Source organism: Helicobacter sp. MIT 05-5294, from assembly GCF_000765675.1.
GTDB lineage: Bacteria > Campylobacterota > Campylobacteria > Campylobacterales > Helicobacteraceae > Helicobacter_D.
The window spans coordinates 80,922-105,406 of the sequence record NZ_JRPA02000008.1; the positions used below are offsets into that span (position 1 = coordinate 80,922).

The window sequence follows — 24,485 nt, forward strand, 5'->3', positions numbered from 1 at the left end:
AAGAATCACGAGAGATTCTACGCTTCTTGTTCCTCTGTCTCTTGGGCATTAAGCCATTCTTCTTTGGTAAAAATCACTTCCACCGCTTCCATAAGATTCACCGCAATATCTGCCATAAAGGAGCTATCATTTAGGATTGAAGTTGCATTTGCCGCACTGATTTTTTCTTCTGCAATCAGCTTTTCAACATCACGCATAATATGTTCATCAAACTCTTTTGGCATATCTTTAGCAACTTTAATTTGCTTTAGTATCACATAGGCACTTTCATCTTTCATTAGCTTTAATTCCTCAATACTGCGCAACAATTCCCCCAAATCTTTACGCATTGCGTTGTATTGCTCTGCAAGATAAGGATTGGAAGAGACAGAGTAGATTTTCATATTAGTTTGGATTAGTTTCAAGTTTTTTGTCGCTTCTGTGATATTGCGTGCTGCAACCTTAAAAGAATAAATGCGCTGGTTTTTATCTTCATCTTCTACATATTTTTGCACTTTGGTAGAAAACTCCATAATCGCGTCAAATAAAACCTTGATTTTGCGCTTATAAAGATAATCCAAATCCACATTTCCACTAAACCATTTTTTTGTTTTCACAATCGTATCAAAGCTTTCTTTTCCACGAATATCGCTGCGGTTAAATCCAATCGTATGGGCAATGAGTGCATACGCATTATTATAAAGGTGCAAGGATTCTTTTTGCAAAGCTTCAATCGCCGTATCAGAATATTCTATCAAGTTGCTATCCAAATACAAAGGCGCGTCCATATCTCTATCGCGCGGAGCTTTGATAGTTTTATCCAAGAAAAACACGATTTGTTTGATAAACAAAGAAATCAAAATCACACCCACAAGGTTAAACAAAGTATGGAAAAGCGCGGTTTTAAGCGCGATATTTCCTGGAGCAAGTCCTAAAAAATCCGCTGTGATATTCACCAAATGGACAAAATACGGGAAAAGAATAATCACAATAATCGCAATACTAAAGTTAAAAATACAATTCGCAATCGCGAGTTTTTTCCCCTCAATGTTCGCGCTCAAACTTGCCACAACTGCGGTTACAACCCCACCAACACTTGTTCCAAGTGTCGCAGCCAAAGCATTTTCAAAGCCAATTTGTCCGCTCACTAACGCAGAGATAATAATCGCCAAAGTCGCATGACTACTTTGCACGATTCCCGTCATCAAAGCACCAAGTCCCACGAAGATAATCACGCCTTTAAATCCATCAAAATTGAATCGTGAGAGGTCCATAATTTCTTTGTAGGATTCAAAACCGCTCTTAATATAATCCACGCCTAAAAAGAAGAATCCAAGCCCAACAAAGATTAATCCAATTCCTTTGAAAACTTTGTCTTTTTGGAAATTCAACACCGTTCCGCAAACAATAAGCGGAATCGCCAAGATAGAAATATTAATACTTGTCAATCCCACAATCAACCAAGAACCCGCACTATTGCCTAAGTTTGCCCCGAAAATAATTCCGATTCCTTGTGCGAGAGTAATCAGACTCGCAGAGAGGAAAGAAATAGAAATAACAGAAACAAGCGTTGAAGACTGCATTAACATTGTCGTAATAACACCAAATACAATACTTTTTAAGCGTGTGTCGGTAGATTTTGTCAAAATCTTTTCTAAAAGCCCTCCGCTAAATGACTTGAATCCAGAACTTAGATTCATCATACCAATCAACAAAATCGCAACTCCAGCTAGGATTTGCGCCACTTCAGGAAACACCACCAAGAAATACAACATTAAAATGATGATAACAATCAAAGAATATCGTTTAATATTTTGCAACCTCTATCCCTTTTTGTAAAATTAAGAGGCTAATTATAGCTAAATTTTGGATTCCGCAAATCAAACTTCATATATTTCTTAAAAAATAAAATAATTTTTAACCTTTTAGGATTCTATTAACAATAATATTCTAAGATTAAAATTTCAAAGCGCAAAAAAGGAGCGAAAAATGGAGCAAGAGACTAAAAGGATTCTTATCATCGGCGGTGGTTATGGTGGATTGAAAGTCGCGCTAGGTTTGCAAAGACAATATCAAGGCAATGCAAAAATCACTTTGATTAGCAAACACGACTATCATTACCAAACTACGCTGTTACATAAAGTAGCAATCGGCACATTAAGTGCAAGAAAAGCGCGTATTTATTATCGTAAGATTCTCAATCCCCAAAAAGTAGAGTTTATCAAAGATAAAATCAAAAAACTTTGCCCAAAAGAAAATAAAGTTATTGGCAATGGGGGAGAATATTCTTATGATTATCTGATTATTGGGCTTGGCTTTAAGCCCGATAATTTCGGAATTAGCGGGGTGGATCAATATACTTATAAACTCTCCTCTCTTAATGCAGCCCTTAAACTCACAAAAAACATTGAAAACAAATTCAAAGAATTTGTGCATACCAAAAATCCAAAAGACTTGCAAGTTATTGTGTGTGGCACGGGCTTTACCGGGATTGAATTTACCGCAGAACTCGCCACACAGCTTGATGAGCTTTGCCTCATTTGTGGCATTGATAGGAAGATTCCAAAGATTACCTGTATTGGACGCTCCAAACATATCTTGCCTGTTTTTAACGAAAATCTTGTCCAAACAGCGGAATCCAAACTAGAAGCACTCGGCGTAGAGATTCTCTCTTCTGCGACAATCAAAGAGATTCAAGAAGGAAAAGTTATTGTAGAAAAAGAAGGGCAAACGCAAGAAATTTATGGCAATACAATTATTTGGAGCGCGGGTGTTAAAGGAAGTGATATTGTAGAAAATTCCGAGATTCCAAACAAAAAAGGGCGTATCAAGGTCAATGCTAAGCTTCAATGCGAGGATTTTCCTAATATTTATGTCGTGGGAGATTGTGCGGTGGTTGCAAGTAAAGATGCCATTCACGCGCCTACTGCGCAACTCTCCGCACAAATGGGGGATTACATTGCGGAGCTTTTATGTGCCAAATTAGAAAACAAAGCCTTTGATAAAATTTTCAAATTCAATCATCGTGGCACGGTCTGCTCTATCGGGCATACCGATGGTGTAGGAATCGTATATCATAAAAATGTCAAAGGAGAAATGGCGGCTTTTATGAAAAATACAATTGAAAACAAATGGCTATATAGCATAGGCGGTATGGATATGGTGCTAAAAAAGGGGCAATTCCGCTACCGCACGAGCAATTAATAGAAATTTTCAAGCCAAGTTAGGGATTCCGCACTAGATTACTTAAAGTTTTAAAAATCGCAGGGTTAGAATCCGCTTTAGCTTGGGATTATGAATTGCTTTGTCGCTCCACTCCGCGCAATGACAAGAGGGTGCGCTATTGCGTCATTGCGAGATTCTGCGGTAGCGGAATCGTGGTGTGCAATTTGTGGAACAAATTTCACCCACACTTGCAAATCTATAATGCAGGATTAGAGTAAATATGCCTACTGCGTCATTGCAAGGACCGCAAGGACGAAGCAATCTATAATGTAAATCGTAAATAAAATAATGCAATGGAATCTTTAAAGGCAAGATTCTAAATTATGGATTGCCACAGCCCTTTGTCAGAGGCTTCACAATGACGAGGTGGTGGGATTCTGCAATGAAATCCTTAACAACAACTTCTAAACGCTTCCTAGCGTCTCTTTAGCCCAACTCCCAAAGCTTTTTCTAGGAGTTCTTTGCGCTTGGGATTCAGTTGTTTGAAATGCTTTTCAACCTCTAAAATCAACTTGGCATTGACGCTTTTGTGCGAAGTGAGAATCGCAATAAACTCTAAATCAAAGTTTTCCACTTCCTGCATATATTGCGCATACTGCGCAAAAGCTAATTGGGAATAAAATTCAAGTTGGTGCAAATCCTTGCTTTGGTCCTTAAGTTGTGTTAAAACTTCTTGCGCATTTGGAATCTTAGGCGCATTTTGCGCTGTTTTGCCTTTGCCAAACATTCTATCTCCCAAAAAAACAAAAAACAGCGCAATTAACAACAAACCAACAATCAAAAACACCAAAAACAAAATCCAATCTTCTTTTTGCATTTTTTCCTCTTAGTTGTTTTTGAGGCGAATTATAGCCTATTTCCTTAAGCTTTAATGCTTTTGGGAGGAGAAAAATTTAGGTAAAAATACTAGATTGAAATCCTTTTGGAAGATTCCAAAACAGAATCGCAATAAAATTTATTTTATGTGGAATTGGCTATAATCCGCAAATTTTTAAGGAGTTTTTGATGAATAAAGAAGAATTTAAAACCAAAGTAGAATCCCTACAAAGTGCGCCTAACTACAAACAGCCTTTAGGATTTGGCATTTGTTATGCTGATGTGGGCGTGGTGAGCAATAAGGTTTTACAAGCAACTTATCCTGTGCTAAATTGGGGAGAAAATTTCGGTTCTTACGCGATTTTTGAGTCCTTACGCGAGGAATGCGAAGTGCTAGAAGATAGCGAGAGTGAATTGGTGTTTGGAATCACAGAGGAATTTGTGATTAAAGCAATGGAATCTTTCACGCCTTTTTTAGCGCAAACCCAAGAGAATCCAAATCTACATAAAAATGTCGCGGTAGTTTTGGAGCTTCAACGCGCCTTGCAAGAGGATAGAATCTATACTGAAAATGGGGATTTTCGCTACCGATTCTGCGCAATCTATCAAGATGTGCAATGCAAAAGCGTAGAATCCGCATATCTTAAGCTACTTGCGCTTTCACTTGGCAAAGCACCGCTTAGAAGTTTGTATTTAGATGGAATCTTTGGCTTACTTACAAATGTCGCGTGGAGCGGCAATGTGCCTTTTGAACTAGAATGGTTAAGAGAAAATGAAATCGCACTCAAAATGCGCGGAGAGTTTCCCGCAATTGATTTTGTGGATAAATTCCCTCGTTATTTAATGCAAGTGATTCCACAATATGACAATATTCGCTTATTGGATACCGCTAAAACTCGCTTTGGCGCGTATCTTGGCAAGGGAGGCTATACACAAATGCCCGGAGCAAGTTATGTGAATTTCAACGCAGGTGCAATGGGTGCGTGTATGAATGAGGGGCGCATTAGCTCTAGTGTCGTTGTCGGCGAGGGTAGCGATGTCGGCGGAGGCGCAAGCATACTTGGCGTGTTAAGCGGAGGAAACGCAGACCCTATTAGTATTGGCAAAAACTGCCTTTTAGGCGTCAATAGCTCCACAGGAATCAGTTTGGGTGATGGTTGTATCGTAGATGGCGGAATCGCGGTTTTAGCAGGAACGATTTTTAAAATCAGCGAGGAAGAGGCACGAAAAATCGCAGAGATTAATTCGGGCTTTGAAGTCAAAGAAAGCGGGTTGTATAAGGGGCGCGAATTATCAGGCAAAAATGGTGTGCATTTCAGACAAGATTCTAAGAGTGGCGCGATGATTGCTTTCCGCTCTAATCGCAAAATTGAATTAAACTCCGCTTTGCATTAGTCTTCACATAGGATTCTGCTATTTACGAGAAGTGAAGTAGCTTTGGCGTTGCAGAATCTTGCCTTGCTATTGTGGGAAACTGCGAAGATTCCACTTTGTTTGTTGTTACGAATGAGCAAAATAACGAGGCGGTCTATAATATAGAATCTCGCCATTGTAGATTTGCGAGTGTGGCAAATTGCCATGCAATGCGCCTCGCAATAACAAAAGGGCAAAATCTTAGCGACTTCTTACAGAAACGACCGCCAACCTGCGATTCTATAATGCAAAATCTTACAATAACAAAAAATGAGGGATTTTATCTAAAACAAGAATCTACGCCGATACTATAACGCAGATTGTGCATTAAAAGCAAAATTTAATTTAGTGAAATTTGGATTATGATTTGGTGGCCGGGAGAGAGGGATTCGAACCCCCGGAGGTATGACCCTCAACGGTTTTCAAGACCGCCGCTATCGACCACTCAGCCATCTCCCGAAAAGAAGTTAAAATATTTGGAGGCGACACCCAGATTCGAACTGGGGAATCAAGGCTTTGCAGGCCCATGCCTTACCGCTTGGCTATGTCGCCTTATGGTGGTGCCCGGGGCCGGACTTGAACCGGCACGGACGCAATGTCCGAGGGATTTTAAGTCCCTTGTGTCTACCATTTCACCACCCGGGCAATTTATGTATGAATTTTAGCTACTTTTATGATTTTAAATAATGGAGCGGGAGACGGGGATCGAACCCGCGGCCCCAACCTTGGCAAGGTTATGCTCTACCACTGAGCTACTCCCGCATAAAAGTGAGAACGCAATTATAGCGACGCTTTAAAAAAAAATCAAGATATTTTAGGCAAAAATAATAAAAAATGATAAAATTCTAAATTCTTAAATTTTAACAAGGAGTCCTATTAATGAAACAACGAAATTTCAAATTCACTACGATTTTTTTGGCTTTGGTTTTGCATTTTAGTGCGCCCTCTATGATTTTGGCTTCTAATGAGGTTTTGGATTACCAAACCTTTGAATTACCGCAAACTTTTTTACAATCCAAGCTTTTTACGCCCACCAAAAAAGCTTCCAAACAAAAATCCTCTCTGCTTTTTGTCGCAAACTCCAATGAGGGAATCTTATATGCTGGTAACCAAGTTTTGGGGCGTTGTGTGCCGCTAAACGATGCGTTTGGCAAACTCAAAAATGGCACACTCCAATGCAAAAACCTCTCACTTAAAGTTGAAAATGGCACTATCACAGAAGCTTTCAACGACAAAACTAGCCAAAAACTCAACCTCAAACTCTTGGAATCCTTTAGGCTGCAAAGTCAAGAAGTCCTCTATCAATACCCTAAAAAACCTAAAAAAGATTCTACGACAAATGCCCAAATTTCCACGCAATTTTATTGCTCCAAAGATTCAAAGATTCAGGAATCTTTGGAAGTTTTATATGGGTTTAAATTTGATTGTCAAAATGCACAAAAAATCTTTTTAGAAAACGCGAAAGATTCTATGCAAAAATCTTTAGAATCTCTCCAAGATGAAGCCAACATTAAAGGCAAAAACGCCATTGAAGAATATTTGAGAACTTCGTCATTTGAACGACAAGATTCTAAATTTTTGTATTATTTTGATGAAAATTTGCTTGTCTTTATAGACTCAAATTATCTTTATTTGGGTGGCGCACACGGAATGCCAAGCGAATTGGGCGTGATTTTATCGAAAAATAAGAATGAAATCTTAGATTTAGAATCCATAATGGATTTCCAAAATCCAAAGCTTAAAAAGCTGCTTTGGAAAGCCTACCAAAACTACCAAAAAACTTTAGGAGAATATGCGCCAAAAGATTATGTTTTATTTCAAGACTTTGAAGTCTCTAAGGTAGTTTCTTTGGATTATGATTCTTTTGTTTTTATTTATCAGCCCTATGAGATTATGCCTTATGCGTATGGATTTATTCGCCTTAAGATTCCATTAGAGCAAATGGCAGAATTTGTCCAATTCGCAAAAACACCTTTGGAATCTCTTTTTGCCAAATAAGTGCGTAATTTGCTATAATTTGCACTTTTAATGCGAGGAAAGACGATGAAATGGATTGGAGTTGGCATTATCTTAGGGCTTTGTTTGGGCTTCTTTGGGTGCGAAAAAGACGATAGGCAAAAAGGACAAGAACAAACGATTTTGGAGCAAAAACCAGAAATCTTGGAAAATCTTGCCCTACAAAGCAGTGATGGCACGATACTAACTATCAACCAAATCCCGCCAAAAGAACAGAGTAATTTCAAAAATATTGAACCCAAAAAAGAAAATATTTTAAAAAATCTCATCATCACAACCGACAAAGAGAATCTGAAAATATTGGTTTTTTTTACTACTTGGTGCGACCCATGCAAAGGTATTTTACCGCATTTAGAGAATCTCAAAAAACAATTTGGAGAACAAATTTCATTTTATGGAATCCCTATTGATGATTTGGTAGGAGAGGTAGAAAACTTCAAAGGTATTATGCAGATTTTTAATGAAGAAAACACCACAACAATCCCGATGATACTAGATGAGAATCGCTCCAAGCTTTTCCGCGCACTAAATGGGATAGAGGGAGTGCCGCTTCTTGTGCTATATGATGAGAAAGGACGCTATATTATCCATTATCTAGGTGCGATTCCAGAAGAAATGATTGAGTTTGACCTCTCGCAAAATTTAGCAAAAATAAAGGCACGATAATGCTTGAAATCTTCAAAAAAACATTGCAAAAAACCACGCAAAATATTCGTGATTTGCTCCCAAAAACACAAAAAAGAATCTCTAAAGAAGAATTAGAAGAAATCCTCATTGCAACAGATATGGATTATGATTTGCTTGAAATGATTTTAAGCCCATTGGGTGATGAAATTAGTCGTGGTGAGCTTGAAGTCGCTTTATCTAGGCTTTTTCGCGGAGAAAGCTACTATGACAAAGTGCAAACAAAAATCACAAACGACAAACCCAATGTGCATCTTATTATCGGCGTGAATGGCGCGGGTAAAACCACGACGATTGCTAAACTTGCCAATCTCTACAAAAAGCAAGGAAAAAGCGTGATTTTAGGAGCTGGAGATACTTTTAGAGCTGCAGCGATAGAGCAACTAAAACTTTGGGGTGAGAGGTTAAATCTCCCGGTGATTGCTTCACAAATCGGACACGACCCTTCCGCAGTTGCCTTTGATACGATTACTTCCGCAGTTGCCAAAAATTTAGACATTGCGATTCTTGATACTGCCGGAAGATTGCACAATCAAAGCAATTTACAGCAAGAACTGCAAAAGATTATGCGGATTTGCAACAAAGCGAAAGCGGGTGCGCCCCACCAAAAAATCTTAATCCTTGATGGCACACAAGGAACTTCTAGTTTGGATCAAGCAAAGATTTTCAGCCAAACACTAGGCGGCATTGATGGCGTAATTATCACTAAGCTTGATGGGACGAGCAAAGGCGGAGCGATTTTTAGCGTTATCCATACTTTGCGTGTGCCAATTCTCTATCTTGGCGTTGGCGAAAATGCGGACGATTTGATTGCATTTGACGAAAAAGAATACATCACTACGATTTTGGATTCCATTTTTGATACGACGCAAACAAGCTAAATATCGCCAAAATAAAGAATCCAAAAAATCCAATCTATCTTGCATAGATTCTTAAAGGTTGCAAAATGGCAAAGAAAAAAACACAAATTTTTGAATGCCAACATTGTGGATTCCAAAGCTCAAAATGGCTTGGAAAATGCTCTAATTGTGGAGCTTGGGAAAGCTTTTTAGAACTCAAAGAAGAACAAATTGCTGCCTTTGAAGCCATCAAATCCCCCCTAGAAACTAGCAAAGTTACGCCTATTACAGAAGTGCAAGAAGAAGAGTTTGTGCGCTTTAGCAGTGGGGAGCAAGAATTAGACATTGTGCTTGGTGGCGGAATCGTGCTTGGGGGAATGTATTTAGTCGGCGGAAGCCCGGGAGTTGGCAAATCCACACTTTTGCTGAAAATCTCTAGCAACTTAGCCAAAATGGGCAAAAAAATCTTGTATGTAAGCGGCGAAGAAAGTGCCTCACAAATCAAACTTAGAGCGGAGAGACTGGGCGCGGTATGCGAGAATCTTTATCTACTAAATGCCATCAAACTTCAAGAGATTCTAGGGGCAATCCACACCGATAGGCGCGATTATTCTATGGTTGTCATAGATAGCATTCAAACGCTTTATAGCGAAAACATAAGCTCAAGCCCGGGAAGCGTCTCACAAGTGCGTGAGGTAACCTTTGAACTAATGCGCTTGGCAAAAGAATATGGAATCTGCGTGTTTATTATCGGGCATATCACCAAAGACGGCGCGATTGCCGGACCTAGAATCTTAGAACACATGGTAGATTGTGTGCTTTATTTTGAAGGGGATTCTAGTCGTGAGTTGCGATTTTTGCGAGGATTCAAGAATCGCTTTGGCAATACAAGCGAAATTGGAATCTTTGAAATGAAAAGCAATGGTTTAGTCGGCGCAAAAGAAGCGTCTAAGATTTTCTTCCAACAAAAAACCTCTGCTCCCGGAAGCGCGTTAAGCGTGATTATGGAGGGTTCTCGCGCATTGGTTTTAGAAGTGCAAGCCTTAGTGAGTGATTGCGCTTATGGAATGCCCAAACGCTCTTCTACGGGTTTTGATTCTAATCGCCTTAATATGATTCTAGCCTTGCTGGAGCGCAAACTAGAGATTCCACTTAATCGTTACGATGTGTTTATCAACATTACAGGTGGAATCAAGATTTTAGAAACTGCTGCGGATTTGGCGGTCGTCGCTGCGATTCTTTCAAGCTTTCGCAATCGTTCGCTTTCTAATGGAAGTGTGTTTTTGGGTGAAGTGAGTTTAGTAGGCGATATTCGTGATGTGCCAAATGTAGAAACAAGGCTTAAAGAAGCCCTATCGCTTGGAATCACACGCGCGATTCTACCCAAAAAGCCAACCCAAAATCTCAATATCAAGTGCTTTGAAGTGCAAGAAGTTACAAAAATCATTGATTGGATGTAAGGAAGTGCTAGAATCTGCTTCAAGGATTTGTTAGGATTCTATCATTGCGACATTAAGATGTGAATTGTTGCAAATCAATTAGAATCTAAATTAAACAAGAACCCAAAAGAACTTCGGATTCTTAAACTCCTTGTCTAGCAAACTTCAAGCAATCAACTACAAACAAAGATTCCTTATACCTTGTCTAAAAACTTGCGCCCCATTAATACTTTTTGTTTTTTATATCTTCCCCAATCGTATTGGATAATGCGCTTAGGGTTTGGCTAATTTCTTGGGAATGATTGGAAATATGGACATTGCGTTCTGTTACCTGCTCTAATTCTCCAATCGCGTCATTAATGTGCGCAATATCTACAACTTGTTCTCTAATGGATTCGGAAACATCGTTAATAGACTGCACTAGCACATTTGTGTTTGCTTCAATCTCGCTTAAAGACTTCGTCGTTCGCTCTGCGAGTTTTCGCACTTCATCTGCCACGACGGCAAATCCACGCCCGTGTTCTCCCGCTCTTGCTGCTTCAATAGCGGCGTTAAGCGCGAGGAGATTGGTTTGGTCTGCAATATCCTTAATCACGCTGACGATATTTTTAATATCTTCTGCTTGTCTTGTAACTTCAGCGGTTTTATCACTGACGCTTTGAATCGTCGCACTAATCTCTTCAATAGAACTAGAAGTTTGGTTAATGCTCGTCGCTTGTTCGGTCGCGCCTTGTTGCAAATCCCTCACAGATTCGGCAACATTATCCGAGATTCCTAATAAATTTTGTGCCGTTTCAATTCTTTTTTGGATTGTGGAGACGGAATTTTCGCGCAACAAATTAATAGACTGATAGAGACTTAAAATATCGCCTTCAAGAGAACTTACTTTGCATTGTTGTCTAAAATCCTCTTGCGCATAGCTTTTGAGCAAACTAATGCCATTAACAACATTAATTTCAATTTGCTCCAAAGCGTCATTAATCACATTTTTGAGCCGTGCAAGGCTTGGGTCGTGGGGTTCTTTGGTGATTTTGTGATTCAAATAGCCCTTTTTAATGCTTTCTGCGACAAGCACAGAATCTTCAATAGCCGCATTATCTTGTGCGATTCCATATTCAATCTTTCGCATAGATTTATCAAGCTGATTAGCGATTTGCCCTATTTCATCACCTAAATCACCTTTGCAAGAAGGTGGCATTTGATCTTGCTCGTGGTTAATAAAGCTTAAAAAGCTTAGAATCGTCTTTGTGAGAGATTGTAATCTATTCACGATTCCGTATTTAATCACAACAAGCGAAATCGTCAAAATAATCGTGAGCATCAAAAAGATTCCGATGAGAATAATGCGCTCCATTGCGCGGTTTGCTGCAATAAAATCTTCTACCAAAGTTTCCGATAAAATAAACATTTCAAACGAGGAATTAAATCCACTATATGCTCTATAAGATTGACCATTGATAGTATAATCAATCAATCCTCCCTCTGGAAGATTTTGGAATCTTGCAAATTTGCTAGGCTTCGTCTTGCTAGATTCTCCCAAAATAAACTCATCGTATTTCGTATCAATAATATAGACTTTGCCATGCTCTCCTACGACAATTTTACCAAGATTATCTTGAATACCCCGATAAGCACCCGATAGATCATAAGCAACAAAAAGTGCGCCAATCACGGAATCTGAACTATCGGTAATTGGCGAATAAAGACTCATATAGTCTTTGCCAAAAAGCTTCACGCGCCCCATAAAAATTTGATTTTGGTTGAGCAATTCAAAGGCGGGATGGGATTTGCCTAATTTCGTGCCAACTACAAGATTGCCTTCAAGATTCCTAAGCGAAGTAGTAAGACGCGTGAAATCGCCCTCATTATCTTTAACAAAAATTGTCGCCACATTGCCTGTTAGATTCGTAAAATACTCTGTTATATCCATTGCCTTAGATAAATCGTGTCCATTATAATAAAGATTTGGGACAGATTTTCCAGCGACGACAACGCTTCCTTGACGCACAAACGAATCCTGCGTTCTACCACCCTTGTATCGTTCTAAAATTGTTTCAAAAATATTATAAGACTTATTGGTTTCGTCCAAAATATAATTTGCAAAAAGTTGGAAGTTTTCATTTACGATATGGTCAATTTGAGTAAGCCTGTAATCTAGCTGTTTTGAAGTATGTTTGCCCATCATAGTATCCAAGAATACCATAAAAGGAATCAAAATTATGATAAACACCACAACTTGTTGGATTAAGAATTTTTTACCTAATGATAAGTTTTTCCAAAACATCAAATAAACCTCCATGTTTAAAATCATTTTATTAAAAAGTTATCCACCGACAAAATTTAAGTAATAACTTAAAACGCTGTTAATTATATTGTAATAATAATTTAAAATTCTTAAAAAATTAAATTAATTTTTAAAAATTAAGATATTATAAAAATCAATGTTTCTCATTGGGGATTCTTTGTTAAAAGATTTTATTGAAAATCTCTATTTTATGTGATTTATAATAAAGTCTATATCAAATATATTTTCTTCATTAAAATATGATTTCTTTATTTAATTATAATTATGAATAATAAATTATTATAAATATTATATTAAAACTTAAATATTTTTATGTGCCTAAATTCAACCTAAGTTTATTTGGGCGATTCGCCATAAATTATCTCTTTATTTTAGAATCAAAAATCAATAAACTTAACATACATCAATCTCTTACTTCAATCCATTTACAAACAAAGAATCTTACAGAATCACTCACAAAGCATTCTTTATCATCACTTTTTAAAGCAAAACACGATAAAATGCGCACGATTTTAACAAAAGGCGAAATTTATGAGTGCTTATGAAACCATTATCGGACTTGAAGTGCATGTCCAGCTAAATACCAAAACTAAAATTTTTTGTTCTTGTGCAACGAGTTTTGGCGAAGAGCCTAACAAAAACATCTGCCCCACTTGTCTAGGCTTACCCGGGGCATTGCCTGTGCTGAATCGCGAAGTCGTCAAAAAAGCTATTTCTTTTGGCACTGCAATCAATGCAAAAATCAACCAAAACTCTGTATTTGCGCGTAAAAACTACTTTTATCCAGATTTGCCCAAAGCCTATCAAATCAGCCAATTTGAGATTCCAATCGTAGGGCGCGGGGAAATTGAAATTGAGATTGAGGGCAAGAAAAAGACAATCGGCGTTACAAGGGCGCATATGGAAGAAGACGCGGGGAAAAATATCCACGAAAGCCAATATTCCAAAGTAGATTTAAACCGCGCTTGCACTCCACTTTTAGAAATCGTTAGCGAACCCGATATGCGCAGCAGTGATGAAGCGATTGCTTATCTTAAGAAGCTCCATTCTATCGTTCGCTTTTTAGGAATCTCGGACGCAAATATGCAAGAGGGGAGCTTCCGTTGCGATGCGAATGTTTCTATCCGCCCCAAAGGGGATTCCAACCTCTACACGCGCGTAGAAATCAAGAATCTCAATTCTTTTAAATTCATTCAAAAAGCCATTGAATACGAGGTGGAACGACAAATTGAAGCTTGGGAAGATGGCAAATATGAAACGAAAGTCGTGCAAGAAACACGCCTTTTTGATACTGCAAAAGGCACGACGCGTTCTATGCGAGGCAAAGAAGAAGCGGCAGATTATCGTTATTTCCCAGACCCCGACTTGTTGCCTGTGTTTATTGATGAAGAATTAATGGATCAAGGAAGCAAAATCCCAGAAATGCCCGATGAAAAACGCGCACGATATGTCAAAGAGTTTGGAATCAAAGAATCAGACGCAAAAGTGCTGACAAGCGAATTAGAAATGGCATTGTATTTTGAAAATATGCTTACATTGGGCGCGAGTGCAAAAGGCGCGGTTACTTGGCTGACTACCGAACTTTTAGGAAGATTAAAAGGCGAAAACAATCTACAAAATTGCGGTATAAAATCAGAAACTTTAGCAACTTTAGTCAAGCGCATTGATGAGAGCAAAATCAGCGGCAAAAGTGCCAAAGAAATCCTAGATGTTTTGGTGCAAAATCACGGAGGCGATGTGGATTCTTTAATAGATTCTATGGGATTAGCACAAGTTAATGATGAGGGGGCAATTCTTACAGCCATTGATGCAGTCATTAGCGCAAACGCCGACAAAGTCGCAGAATACAAAAGCGGCAAAGAAAAGCTTTTGGGATTCTTCGTAGGGCAAGTGATGAAAAATTCCAAAGGAGCAAATCCTGCGCGTGTCAATGAGCTACTTAAAGAAAAGCTAAAATAACTAGAATCGTAAAAACCAAAGTGAGATTTAGCGTAGAATCTTTTGGATTCTATTGCGAACTTCACTCACTAGATAAAGTCGCTAGATAAACTCCCCTGCCCTTTCTTGTTCTCCTGCCTTTACAGCATCGCATTAAATTCTTCTTCACCAATCACTTTGACGCCTAATTCCTGCGCTTTTATAAGCTTTGAACCCGCATTTTCACCGCAAAGCAAATAATCTGTCTTCCTAGAAACACTCCCGCTGACTTTCGCCCCTAGAGATTCTAAAATCTCTTGATAGACTTCCCTATTTTTGGATAATGTGCCTGTAATCACAAAGGTTTTGCCTCTAACTTCGGAATCTTTAGTGAGATTTTGCGTCGTGCAAGTGGGAGAAATGAGATTTAAAAGCCTCAAAAGTCGCTCAAGATTCACCTTGCAAAACTCCACCAAAGAAGCCGCCATTTCTCCCCCAAAGCCATCAAGAGAAATAAAATCCTCATAGGTTTTTTGATAAAACTCCAAGCCAAAGGTGTTTGCGAGTTTTTTACTCGCCCCCTCACCGATATGTTCAATCCCAAGCGCATTGATAAACCGCCACAATTCCACCCCTTTTGTCGCGGAAATTGCCTGTAATAAGTTGTTGATTTTTTTCTCTTTGAATCCCTCTAAATCTTCTAAGTCGCTAAATTTTAAATAAAACAAATCCTCTATGGAAGCGATTTTGCCTTTGTCAAACAGAATCTCAACGATTTTATCGCCCAAACCATCAATATTTAACGCCTTTTTACTCGCAAAATGAATAATGGAGTTTTTCACACGCGCTTCGCAGTTAAGATTCTGGCATTTGATGAGTTTTTCTTCTATAAGCAATTCACTTTGACAAATAGGACATTGCGTTGGCGGTTGATAGACAAACTGCGTTCCATCACGCAAAGCAGTCAAAGACTTGATAATCTTAGGAATCACATCGCCGCTACGAATCACGATAACAAAGTCATTAACTTGAATATCTTTTTTGGCAATTTCATCAAAATTATGCAAAGTCGCACGACTGACTTTAGCCCCCTCAATCCTGATAGGTTCAAGCTCCGCAACCGGAGTAATCACGCCTGTTCTTCCTACTTGCAAGGTGATTCCTAATATCTTAGCCCTCTTCTCAATCGCTGGAAATTTATAAGCACAAGCAAAACGCGGAGCTTTAATCGTGAAACCAAGCTTATCTTGTAAGGCAATAGAATCCACACGCACAACCATTCCATCAAGCATAATAGGATAAGAATCGCGTTTGTCAATCAGATTCAAATAAATCTGTTGAATCCTCTCAAAGTCGCTACATTTCTCCACAAAAGGGGATTTTTGGAATCCCAAAGCATAAATTTGCTCCATCAGCGCAGAAAAACTATCCCCAATAGAATCCTGTAAAACATCAGAAAATAAATGCGTGGATTCCAAATCCTTCGTGCGAGAATTTTCTCTAACAAAGCGCGTAAATTCCTCTATATCACAAGCACCAATACCCCACGGAATGAATTGCAATTTGCGCTTTGCGGTGATTTTGGAATCTAATTGACGCAAACTACCCGCTGCGGCATTGCGCGGGTTTGCAAAAAGATTTTCGCCCTTTTGCAAACGCTCAAAATTTAGATTTTCAAAATCAAGTTTAGAAATCACGCATTCCCCGCGAATCTCAATGCGCCCTTTATAAGCGATTTTTAGAGGAATGCTTGGAATTGTTCGCGCATTTTGTGTTACATTTTCACCCACAAAAGCATCTCCTCTCGTCGCGGCAACACTCAAGATTCCATTCTCATAAAGGAGATTCAAACTCGCACCATCAAATTTAGGGCTAACAAAAAAAGATAAGGATTCCGCATTGCTCCCGCGCGAGACGCGTTCTATCCATTCTTGCATTTCTTTAGGCTCAAACACATCTTCTAAGCTCCACATTCTTTGAATATGCGCAGATTTACTAAAAGATTCCAACACCTTATCCCCTACGCGTTGCGTGGGAGAATCTGGCGCGATACTTTGGGGGTTTTGCGATTCAAAATCACACACTTTGCGATAAAGCGTGTCATATTCTTCATCACTCGCGATAGGATCGTCTAGCACATAATAATGCTTTGCCCATAAATTCAGCTGATTTACCGCCTCTAAATAATCTTTTAAAGTCATTTTACATCAAGTTTTAGGGATTCGTTATCCATAATGCCAATTCCTTTGGCTAATGTATTTTTGGCAATTTCCTGCGCTTCTTGCAAAGAGTGCATTTTATAAGTGCCGCATTGCAGTGAATTAGCCTCTGGAATCTCGCTGACTTTAAGAATATCTTGCATACTCTTCTCCCACGCATCGCGCACTGCCTCTGGAGTTGGTTTGCCAATAAGGCTCATATAAAATCCCGTGCGACAACCCATAGGAGAAATATCAATAATCTCCACCTTTTCGCTATTTAAATGCTCACGCATAAAACCCGCAAACAGATGTTCTAAGGTATGGATTCCTTTTTCGCTTAAGATTTCTACATTGGGCTTACAAAAACGCAAATCAAACACACAAATTTCATCGCCTTTTGGCGTGTGCATAACCTTGCCCAAACGCACCGCAGGTGCTGGCATAATTTCGTGATTAACTTTAAAACTATCTAAAAGTGGCATTTTAAGATTCCTTATTTTTGGATTTTTAAGATAGGAATCTTAGCAAATTTCCATTAAAACAAGCCTTTTGTATGCAAAATTTTAAGGACTTTTAAAGCCAACGAAGAAAGTGGCAAAGTCTCCAAGCAATTGCGCGTAAAGAATTCCAAAGAATCCTTAAAATCCGACAAAGAATCACTAAAGCTAGAATCCTTTTTATCCTCCAAAGGACAAAGAAAAACCAAAACTTCCAAACGATATTTCGTATAAGAATGCTTTAAAGTGCCTATTTTTTGGCTTATTTTAGCGATATTTGGTGGAATGTGTGGGAAATTATAAAGCCCAAAATATAATTTATCGTGGCTTTGCAGAAGCGCGATTTTAGAATCTTTTATCCAAACCCCAAGAGATAAAGTCTTCGGGATAGATTGCTGGGATTTGGTTTGTGTGAAATCCTGCCAATCTTGCTTCCCCAAACAAAAATCATTCAGAGGGCAAATATCACATTTAGGATTCTTTGGCAAACAGACCATTGCACCCAAATCCAACAAAGCTTGGTTGTGATTAAAAGAATCTTGGTGGTTTAAAATCATCTTTGCTTTAGATTCCAAAACTGCAGGAGTTGCTCGTTTTAACGCAAAAAGCCTTAAAAGAATGCGCTTAATATTAGAATCCACAAAACTCACAGGTAAATCAAAGCCAAAACAAGCAATCGCCCCCGCGCTATAAGCTCCGATTCCGGGAAGCTTTCGTAAATACCGAATCTCTTTAGGCAAAGGATTCTTTTCATCTCCTAACAAAGCTTGTGCGGGAATTGCGGAATCCTGTGTTGTATTGGCATTTGTGGCAATACAGATTTTTGCAAGTTTATGCAGATTCCTTGCGCGAGAATAGTATCCAAGCCCACACCATGCGGATAACACTTCTGATTCTTCTGCTTTGCTTAAATCTTGCAATGTCGGGAAAGAATCCAAAAAGGGGAAATAGAATCGCTCCAATACCGCTTTAACTTGCGTTTGTTGGAGCATTATTTCGCTAATTAAAACACGATACGCACGATTGGGGGCTTTTCTATCGCGCCATGGCAAATGGTGGCGACCCTCAAGCGCATACCATTCCAAAAGCCTTTTTTGTGCATTCTGGAGTTTGGTTTGCTGTGTGGATTCCATTACAAATAAGGCAAAACGCGTTCTTTGTAGAGTTTGAGGATATTTTTAGAATCTTCTAGCTTAGAGGACAGGAGCTTGAGGGATAAAGTGTTAAACTCTATTTGTTTGCGCAATTCCAAAATCTGCTCCACGCAGTCTTTTGGCGTCCCGACAATCATACATTTTAATATCTTGTTTTTATTGAAAAATTCCGCCCTAAACTCTTCATAACTATAATCACTGGCTTTCATAATCGCATCAAAAGTTGGATTGGATTCGTTTGCGCGTAGCATACATTGCGTAAAAATATCCACGCCTATTTGCGCTTTTTCCTCTGCGACGCTACGATTCTCATCAATATAAATGGCGCGTGTTAGCACATATTCTAAATCCTTTGCGCCATTTTGGGCAAAAATATCATAAATTTCTTTTGCGCGTTTTGCTTCCAAAGTCAAAGCACCCAAAAAATTATAGCCTCTTTGGGCGGAGATTTTGAGAGTTTCTTCATGATTACTTGCGACATAAAACGGAATCAAGCCTCTTGGGTGAGGACGAATGCTGATATTGTTTAAGTCAAAAAACTCTCCCTCATGGGTTACTTGTTCTTTAAATAGCAAATCATGCACAACTTTGGCATTTTCTAGCATAATTTTGCGATTGTTATTGGGATTATTTCCCATAGAAATATCAAAAATCGGGAATGCTCCACGCGCAAAACCAAAGAGAAATCTGCCACTGCTTAACAAATCAAGCGTTGCAATTTCTTCTGATAATTGAATTGGGTGGTAATGCGGGAGCAAAATCGCAGCACTTCCAACTTTGATTTGCTTTGTGCGTGCAAGGGCATAGCCGATAAGAGTAAGAATCGCGGGACATAGCGTAAAGCTATTAAAATGGTGTTCTCCAATCCAAGCTTCATCAAAACCCAATTTATCCGCATATTCTATCAATTCAATAGCGTCTGAAACTGCTGTTACTTCGTTATTTGTCCAATTCTCTACCAATTCAAAAATGCTACTTTTCATCTCCACTACCTAAAACAAAAATTACCACAATCTTAGCACAATTTTCTAAAAATTTTATAAATTATTTTTTGCGCTTTTAAACCCAAATCTTTATTTATAAAAATTCCAAAAAGTGCGTATATTACAAATTTAGACATTATATTATTACAACTATAACGATACAACCACAAGCCCCAAACGACTAAAAATAGAGGCTAAATTTGATTTATTTTATCTTTTATTATATTTGTTTGAATTATAATTTATGTTTCCAAAAGAATCATCACCAATGCAAAGGATTTTTATGTGGGATAAACTTTCTGTGGGGAAAAAATTTTCCTGTATTCAAATTGTTGTTGCACTGATTATCGCGGTGCCTTTTGTTCTTTTTATCCAATCTAGCATGGATAAATTTACCCAAAGCCAAATCAAGCTGCAAATTAGCCAAATGGCTTCTATCGTAGAGGGAAACTTCGAAATCATTTCTAGTCAAATCATCAATGAAAGCGATAGTTCTCTTAGCTTCTTTGAAAACGCAATCACAACGCACTATGGCAAGGCAAATGCTACGAGCTATCAACTCGGAGATTCTACAACAATCCGCCAAACCATCGTGCCAAGCTTAATGTTTAATGGCGTAAATCTTGTTGGCAATACGGATTTGGTGGATAATTTCTCGAATCTCACCGGCGGAGTAGCGACGATTTTCGTGCGCAAAGGAAATGAGTTTGTGCGCATTTCTACTTCTCTTCAAGACCAACAAGGAAATAGAATGGTTGGCACTGCTATTAACAGCTCTCACCCAGCTTTTGCCGAACTCACAAAAAGCAATCCAAGCGTTTTTAGGGGGAAAGTGCGCCTTGCAGGTCGTGATTATATGTCTATTTACAAGCCTATTTTAGACGCACGACAACAAACAATCGGGATTTTGTTTGTGGCTTATGACTTAAAGACTTCTTATGAGATTCTAACGCAAAAGCTCAATGCGATTCGCATCGGAAAGCAAGGAAAAATCATTGTTTTAGACAAAACCAATGATCAATTTATTTTTGGTAAAAATGGCAAACCAAGTGATTATTCTTATTTACAGAATCTCAAGCCAAACACAAACATTACTTACACTATTAATGGCGACAAATACGAATCTTATGTGGATTATAACGATTCTTTGGATTTGTATATCCTAGTAGAAGTCTTGCTGCAAGACTTTATGGAAACCAATCAAAAAATTGAATTTATCGTCGTGTTTGGAATCATTGTGATTTTGTTTGCCATTTTACTCGCGTCCTTTTTGATTATCAAGCTTTCCTTGCTAAGTCGCGTCAATAGCATTTCTGAATTGCTTTTTCACTTTTTAAAATACCTAAACCACGAAACGCCTACTCCGCCACTACTCACCAAACCAAAGGCGGAAGATGAGCTTGGAATGATGCGCATTGCTATTAATCAAAACATTCAAAGAATCCAAAAAGGATTGGAACAAGACGAACAAGTCGTCAAAGAATCCATTGAAATTGTGCAACGCATTGAAGGAGGAGATTTTACTGCCAAAATCGTAGAGAATCCTCACAATCCACAACTCATTGAACTCAAAAATGCACTCAATAAAATGCTTGAAGTGTTGCAAATTCAAATCGGTAGCGATATGAACGAGATTCTACGCGTTTTTAAAAGTTATATTAACTTAGATTTCACGACAGAAGTCGCAAACGCCAAAGGCAATGTGGAATCCACTGCAAATGCGTTAGGAGAAAGCATTAAAGAAATGTTACGCGCTTCCTCGCAGTTTGCCACCGAACTAGAAACCAACGCAAAAGACTTAAATCATGCGGTCATTCAACTCACTGAAGGTGCACATAATCAAGCCTCTTCACTTGGACAAACTGCCTCTGCTTTGGAGCAAATCAGCTCCTCTATGGAAAATGTCTCTAGCCGCGCCAATGATGTGAGCAACCAAGCTAATGATATTCGTAATATCGTAAGTGTAATTCGTGATATTGCAGACCAAACCAATCTCCTCGCGCTTAATGCCGCTATTGAAGCAGCAAGGGCGGGAGAACACGGCAGAGGATTCGCGGTTGTGGCTGATGAAGTGCGCAAACTCGCAGAGCGAACGACGAAATCTTTAAGCGAGATTGAAGCAAATGTCAATGTTCTAGTGCAAGGGATTAGCGATATGAGCGAATCTATCAAAGAACAATCCTTAGGAATCGGACAAATCAACGAAGCAGTTTCTCAACTAGAACAAAGCAACGCACAAAATGTAGAAGTCGCGAACTATTCTCAAAACATCAGTAACGCCGTTGATGAAGTCGCTAACAAAATCTTTGATGACGTGAATAAGAAGAAATTTTAACACTCTTTTATATGGGTATCATCTAGGTAATTTTAAGGATTAATCAAACAAAGTAGAATCCCATTTCAGGATTCTACAACCCCAAAATCTCACCCGCTTTTTTTGTATAACTTTTAATTTAATTCTGATAAAATTATCACGCTAGATTAAAGGAGAAACTATGGAGACTATGGATTCTTATTTAGGCAAAGAAATTATGCCTATCATAGGTGAATACTTTGATCGCTACAACTATACAGACATTAACTTTTCTCTTTATCTTAAACACCTAATTAATCTTAAAAACCTCTCTACCTTACAAGACAATGATTTTAGTGCCTTTGGTGTAGGCTTGCCTAAAAGAATCATTTTAGAAGTCCTTGACTTCCACCAAAAGTCTAATGATGACTTCTCTAAACTTGTAAAAAAATATCCTTTTGCTCAAATGATATTTACCCAATGGCTTACCATTAAACTTTATGAAAAGCACAAAGAGTTAATCTATAATCCAAAATTAGAATACAAAGAATTTCTAAAAAACTTTACTTCTACCTTTAACCATAAACCCTATAATCTCCTTGATGCTCTAAGCAAGATAGAGATTCAAGAAATCAATTATGCCAAGGATACAAGTTTTAGCATTATAGATAATTCCTTAGCGACAAGTAGCTTTTCTATTCATATCATTACACTTTATGATATTATCTATGACATTATCCCTAATTCTATCAGAAAGCAATTCCTAAAAGATACAGAATCCCTAAAGGCTTATTTACCTTTAAAACAGACAAGATTTTACTATGAAGAGCAAGAAATTAGCAATCCTAAAAATATCTTTAAACTCTTATATGGTGAAGAACAAGAATTTGATATCAATAAAGTTCCAAAAGAATATTATCAACTCAATGCCCTTTATCTCAAAGACCACCCAACAGATTCTATTATCCCCAAAGCAAAAATTAACAAACTAGGAATCGGATATGATGAGCTTTTAGAATTTATCCATAATGATGAGACAAGTTTAGATTATCCTGATATTTGGGAGTTTGAGTTAGAATATTTCCCAAAGCTTAATGAATATGGAATAGATGAAGAGGGGAATAGATATACGGCATTCATTTATAAAGTAATGCCAATTTTTAACTCTAAGCATAAAGCAAACTTTAAAGATATTGTTAGGCTTTCATCTGGTCCATATCCTCATGATGCAGGATTTGATATATCTCAAGGTGAAATCCACACCGATGAGGAAGTGGAGAGAATGATTTATAGACAATATTATAAAGCCTATGCACTCTTGCAACAAAACAACTTCCACACCCAAGAGATTCTCTTTGAAAGCTTAAGGATAAAGTTTAGAGAAGATGAGGAGTTCAAGAGGTATATGATGGATAGGACAGGAGGAAAATACCCTTTAAATCTAATGTGTGGCAAGTTTATGGATTATAATGCTGCTTGGTATGGTTGGGTTGTGGTTGCAACCTCCTATTGTGCCTACCGCTTCAATCAAGCTTTAGCTTTAAGCTTCTTAAACGCTTATGACAAGGAAACCAATGGAATCTAAAACAAAATTCAATCCCACAACCTTTGAAGAATATAATAAAATCAGAAAACTCCTCTTAGTAGGCAGTGAAGCAATCAAAGAAGAAGTTTATAGAGATAGTGAAGGGATAGCCACCCTAGGCATAGGAATCAATATAGGAGGAAAGAATCTTGAAGGCTTATGGCTAAAGCTTGTCTTATATTATCTCTTTGGTTTAACAAAAGACATCAAAGATATTCCCTATGAACAATTTGATAATTATAAATATACTTTTAAAAACATTATTAAAGATACTACAAGCTATAAATATGAAGAATATAAAACTTTAATAGAGAATCTCTCTGCTCAAATGTTAAAAACATTACAAACAGATATAAAAACCTCTTCATTAAATAAAATCATTCAAAATAAAATAGAAGATTATACAAATGAAACAAAGAAAAAACAACAACAAAACCCCAAAGCAACCTTAGAGCAACTTAAAAGACTCAATGAAGAGGATTTAAAAATCACAAAAGATTCTAAAGGAAATCTAAAATATTTAGAATTTAAATTAACCCCACAACAAGCAGAAGAACTCTTTAATATTATGGCAATTAATTATGAAGCAACTACTTTAAACCTTTTCAATGCAGAGGATAAGAAAATCACTTATTTTAATAAAATCAAAGAAAAAGAAGAAAGTAAGAAAGAATATTATAAAGAGTTTATTCCTTTTTTAAGTGCAACTTATCAAAGTATGAATTTCATAAAAGAAAATAAATTATTACCCAAGGCTTTTAATCAATACCAAAGCAGATTCTTAATCTGGGCTATTTTAAGATATGATTTTATATTGGATACAAGAAGACAGAAGGGAGATAATTGGATAAAGTTTGCTAGACGAATGATTAAGCAATCCGCTATCTTTAACTTCAATAACAAAAAGGCAAATGAAGTAGAAAATGACCAAGAACAATTTAAAACTTGTTTAGATATTTTTAAAGTCTTAAATCTCCTAAAAGTTAATACCAATAAACAGAAGCAAACTTATTTAGAATACTTTGAAGCGCAAGATGAGAAAATGACAAATACAATTTCAGAAGTGGCACAAGAATATAAGATTAAAAATTCTTCCTACGCCAAAAACCCCAAGCATTCTAGCAACTACGCAATCTACC

Annotated in this window: 19 protein-coding genes and 4 tRNA genes; 10 read left to right on the plus strand and 13 right to left on the minus strand. The window is 37.8% G+C overall.

Annotated features, from left to right (window positions below; all coding sequences use genetic code 11):
* Nucleotides 1-17: 17 nt before the first annotated feature.
* Nucleotides 18-1,754 carry a Na/Pi symporter gene (locus LS69_RS05590; protein WP_194145435.1) on the minus strand — a complete coding sequence of 579 codons (1,737 nt, stop codon included), beginning with the start codon at nt 1,752-1,754 and terminating at the stop codon, nt 18-20.
* Nucleotides 1,755-1,968: 214 nt separating this feature from the next.
* Between LS69_RS05590 and LS69_RS05595 the strand changes: the two genes are divergently transcribed.
* Complete coding sequence (locus LS69_RS05595) at nt 1,969-3,183, plus strand: NAD(P)/FAD-dependent oxidoreductase (protein ID WP_138122987.1); 1,215 nt, start codon at nt 1,969-1,971, stop codon at nt 3,181-3,183.
* Between the two features lie 144 nt (nt 3,184-3,327).
* Here LS69_RS05595 and LS69_RS10415 read toward each other — a convergent pair whose 3' ends face one another.
* Together LS69_RS10415 and LS69_RS05600 are read right to left on the minus strand one after the other, a co-directional pair.
* Nucleotides 3,328-3,498, minus strand: a complete 171-nt coding sequence (locus tag LS69_RS10415; protein ID WP_194145430.1) for a hypothetical protein — start codon at nt 3,496-3,498, stop codon at nt 3,328-3,330.
* Between the two features lie 121 nt (nt 3,499-3,619).
* Complete coding sequence (locus LS69_RS05600) at nt 3,620-4,021, minus strand: hypothetical protein (protein ID WP_138122989.1); 402 nt, start codon at nt 4,019-4,021, stop codon at nt 3,620-3,622.
* Nucleotides 4,022-4,206: 185 nt separating this feature from the next.
* On the opposite strand from LS69_RS05600, the gene LS69_RS05605 reads away from it, so the two are divergent.
* Nucleotides 4,207-5,415 (plus strand): 2,3,4,5-tetrahydropyridine-2,6-carboxylate N-succinyltransferase, encoded by a 1,209-nt coding sequence (locus tag LS69_RS05605; protein WP_194145431.1) that lies wholly within the window; start codon nt 4,207-4,209, stop codon nt 5,413-5,415.
* Here the strand turns inward: LS69_RS05605 and LS69_RS05610 are convergent.
* From LS69_RS05610 to LS69_RS05630, 5 genes are all read right to left on the minus strand, one after another.
* Nucleotides 5,412-5,600 (minus strand): hypothetical protein, encoded by a 189-nt coding sequence (locus tag LS69_RS05610; RefSeq protein WP_138122993.1) that lies wholly within the window; start codon nt 5,598-5,600, stop codon nt 5,412-5,414. The genes LS69_RS05605 and LS69_RS05610 overlap by 4 nt on opposite strands.
* A gap of 204 nt (nt 5,601-5,804) precedes the next feature.
* Nucleotides 5,805-5,892: transfer RNA gene (locus LS69_RS05615), tRNA-Ser, on the minus strand.
* Between the two features lie 18 nt (nt 5,893-5,910).
* Nucleotides 5,911-5,985: transfer RNA gene (locus LS69_RS05620), tRNA-Cys, on the minus strand.
* Nucleotides 5,986-5,991: 6 nt separating this feature from the next.
* Nucleotides 5,992-6,078, minus strand: a tRNA-Leu gene (locus tag LS69_RS05625).
* A 42-nt stretch (nt 6,079-6,120) separates the two neighbouring features.
* Nucleotides 6,121-6,195, minus strand: a tRNA-Gly gene (locus LS69_RS05630).
* 117 nt (nt 6,196-6,312) lie between these two features.
* Here LS69_RS05630 and LS69_RS05635 point away from each other — a divergent pair.
* The 4 genes from LS69_RS05635 (at nt 6,313) to radA (ending at nt 10,432) form a co-directional block, all read left to right on the plus strand.
* Entirely contained in the window at nt 6,313-7,431 is a 1,119-nt protein-coding gene (locus LS69_RS05635) for an RsiV family protein (RefSeq protein WP_138122995.1), read from the plus strand.
* Between the two features lie 45 nt (nt 7,432-7,476).
* Entirely contained in the window at nt 7,477-8,115 is a 639-nt protein-coding gene (locus LS69_RS05640; protein ID WP_238699181.1) for a TlpA disulfide reductase family protein, read from the plus strand.
* Nucleotides 8,115-9,014 carry a signal recognition particle-docking protein FtsY gene (gene ftsY, locus LS69_RS05645; protein WP_138122997.1) on the plus strand — a complete coding sequence of 300 codons (900 nt, stop codon included), beginning with the start codon at nt 8,115-8,117 and terminating at the stop codon, nt 9,012-9,014. The genes LS69_RS05640 and ftsY overlap by 1 nt, the downstream gene beginning before the upstream one ends.
* Nucleotides 9,015-9,079: 65 nt before the next feature.
* Nucleotides 9,080-10,432 carry a DNA repair protein RadA gene (gene radA / locus LS69_RS05650; RefSeq protein ID WP_138122999.1) on the plus strand — a complete coding sequence of 451 codons (1,353 nt, stop codon included), beginning with the start codon at nt 9,080-9,082 and terminating at the stop codon, nt 10,430-10,432.
* A 202-nt stretch (nt 10,433-10,634) separates the two neighbouring features.
* Here the strand turns inward: radA and LS69_RS11085 are convergent, their stop codons facing one another.
* Nucleotides 10,635-12,695, minus strand: coding sequence for a Cache 3/Cache 2 fusion domain-containing protein (locus LS69_RS11085; protein WP_194145432.1), 2,061 nt, complete (start codon nt 12,693-12,695; stop codon nt 10,635-10,637).
* Nucleotides 12,696-13,247: 552 nt separating this feature from the next.
* On the opposite strand from LS69_RS11085, the gene gatB reads away from it, so the two are divergent.
* The gene (gatB, locus tag LS69_RS05660) at nt 13,248-14,675 is read left to right on the plus strand and encodes an Asp-tRNA(Asn)/Glu-tRNA(Gln) amidotransferase subunit GatB (protein WP_138123003.1); all 1,428 of its coding nucleotides are present in this window, start codon (nt 13,248-13,250) and stop codon (nt 14,673-14,675) included.
* A gap of 119 nt (nt 14,676-14,794) precedes the next feature.
* On the opposite strand, the gene ligA is transcribed toward gatB, so the two are convergent.
* The 4 genes from ligA to LS69_RS05680 are packed head-to-tail and all read right to left on the minus strand — an operon-like array spanning nt 14,795 to nt 19,468.
* A complete protein-coding gene (gene ligA, locus LS69_RS05665; RefSeq protein ID WP_138123005.1) occupies nt 14,795-16,834 on the minus strand; it encodes an NAD-dependent DNA ligase LigA in 2,040 nt (679 codons plus the stop codon).
* Nucleotides 16,831-17,316 (minus strand): S-ribosylhomocysteine lyase, encoded by a 486-nt coding sequence (gene luxS, locus LS69_RS05670; RefSeq protein WP_138123007.1) that lies wholly within the window; start codon nt 17,314-17,316, stop codon nt 16,831-16,833. Before luxS ends, ligA begins: the two co-directional genes overlap by 4 nt.
* 53 nt (nt 17,317-17,369) lie before the next feature.
* Nucleotides 17,370-18,464: an A/G-specific adenine glycosylase gene (locus LS69_RS05675; protein WP_138123009.1), complete on the minus strand. Its 1,095-nt coding sequence runs from the start codon at nt 18,462-18,464 to the stop codon at nt 17,370-17,372.
* Nucleotides 18,464-19,468, minus strand: coding sequence for an LLM class flavin-dependent oxidoreductase (locus tag LS69_RS05680; protein ID WP_138123011.1), 1,005 nt, complete (start codon nt 19,466-19,468; stop codon nt 18,464-18,466). The genes LS69_RS05675 and LS69_RS05680 overlap by 1 nt, the downstream gene beginning before the upstream one ends.
* 283 nt (nt 19,469-19,751) lie before the next feature.
* Here LS69_RS05680 and LS69_RS05685 point away from each other — a divergent pair, with 283 nt between their 5' ends.
* The 3 genes from LS69_RS05685 to LS69_RS05695 all read left to right on the plus strand — a co-directional run.
* Nucleotides 19,752-21,803: a Cache 3/Cache 2 fusion domain-containing protein gene (locus LS69_RS05685; protein WP_194145433.1), complete on the plus strand. Its 2,052-nt coding sequence runs from the start codon at nt 19,752-19,754 to the stop codon at nt 21,801-21,803.
* A 160-nt stretch (nt 21,804-21,963) separates the two neighbouring features.
* A complete protein-coding gene (locus tag LS69_RS05690) occupies nt 21,964-23,346 on the plus strand; it encodes a hypothetical protein (protein WP_138123015.1) in 1,383 nt (460 codons plus the stop codon).
* A partial coding sequence (locus LS69_RS05695) for a hypothetical protein (RefSeq protein WP_138123017.1) occupies nt 23,336-24,485 on the plus strand: 1,150 nt, incomplete at its 3' end. The genes LS69_RS05690 and LS69_RS05695, both read left to right, overlap by 11 nt.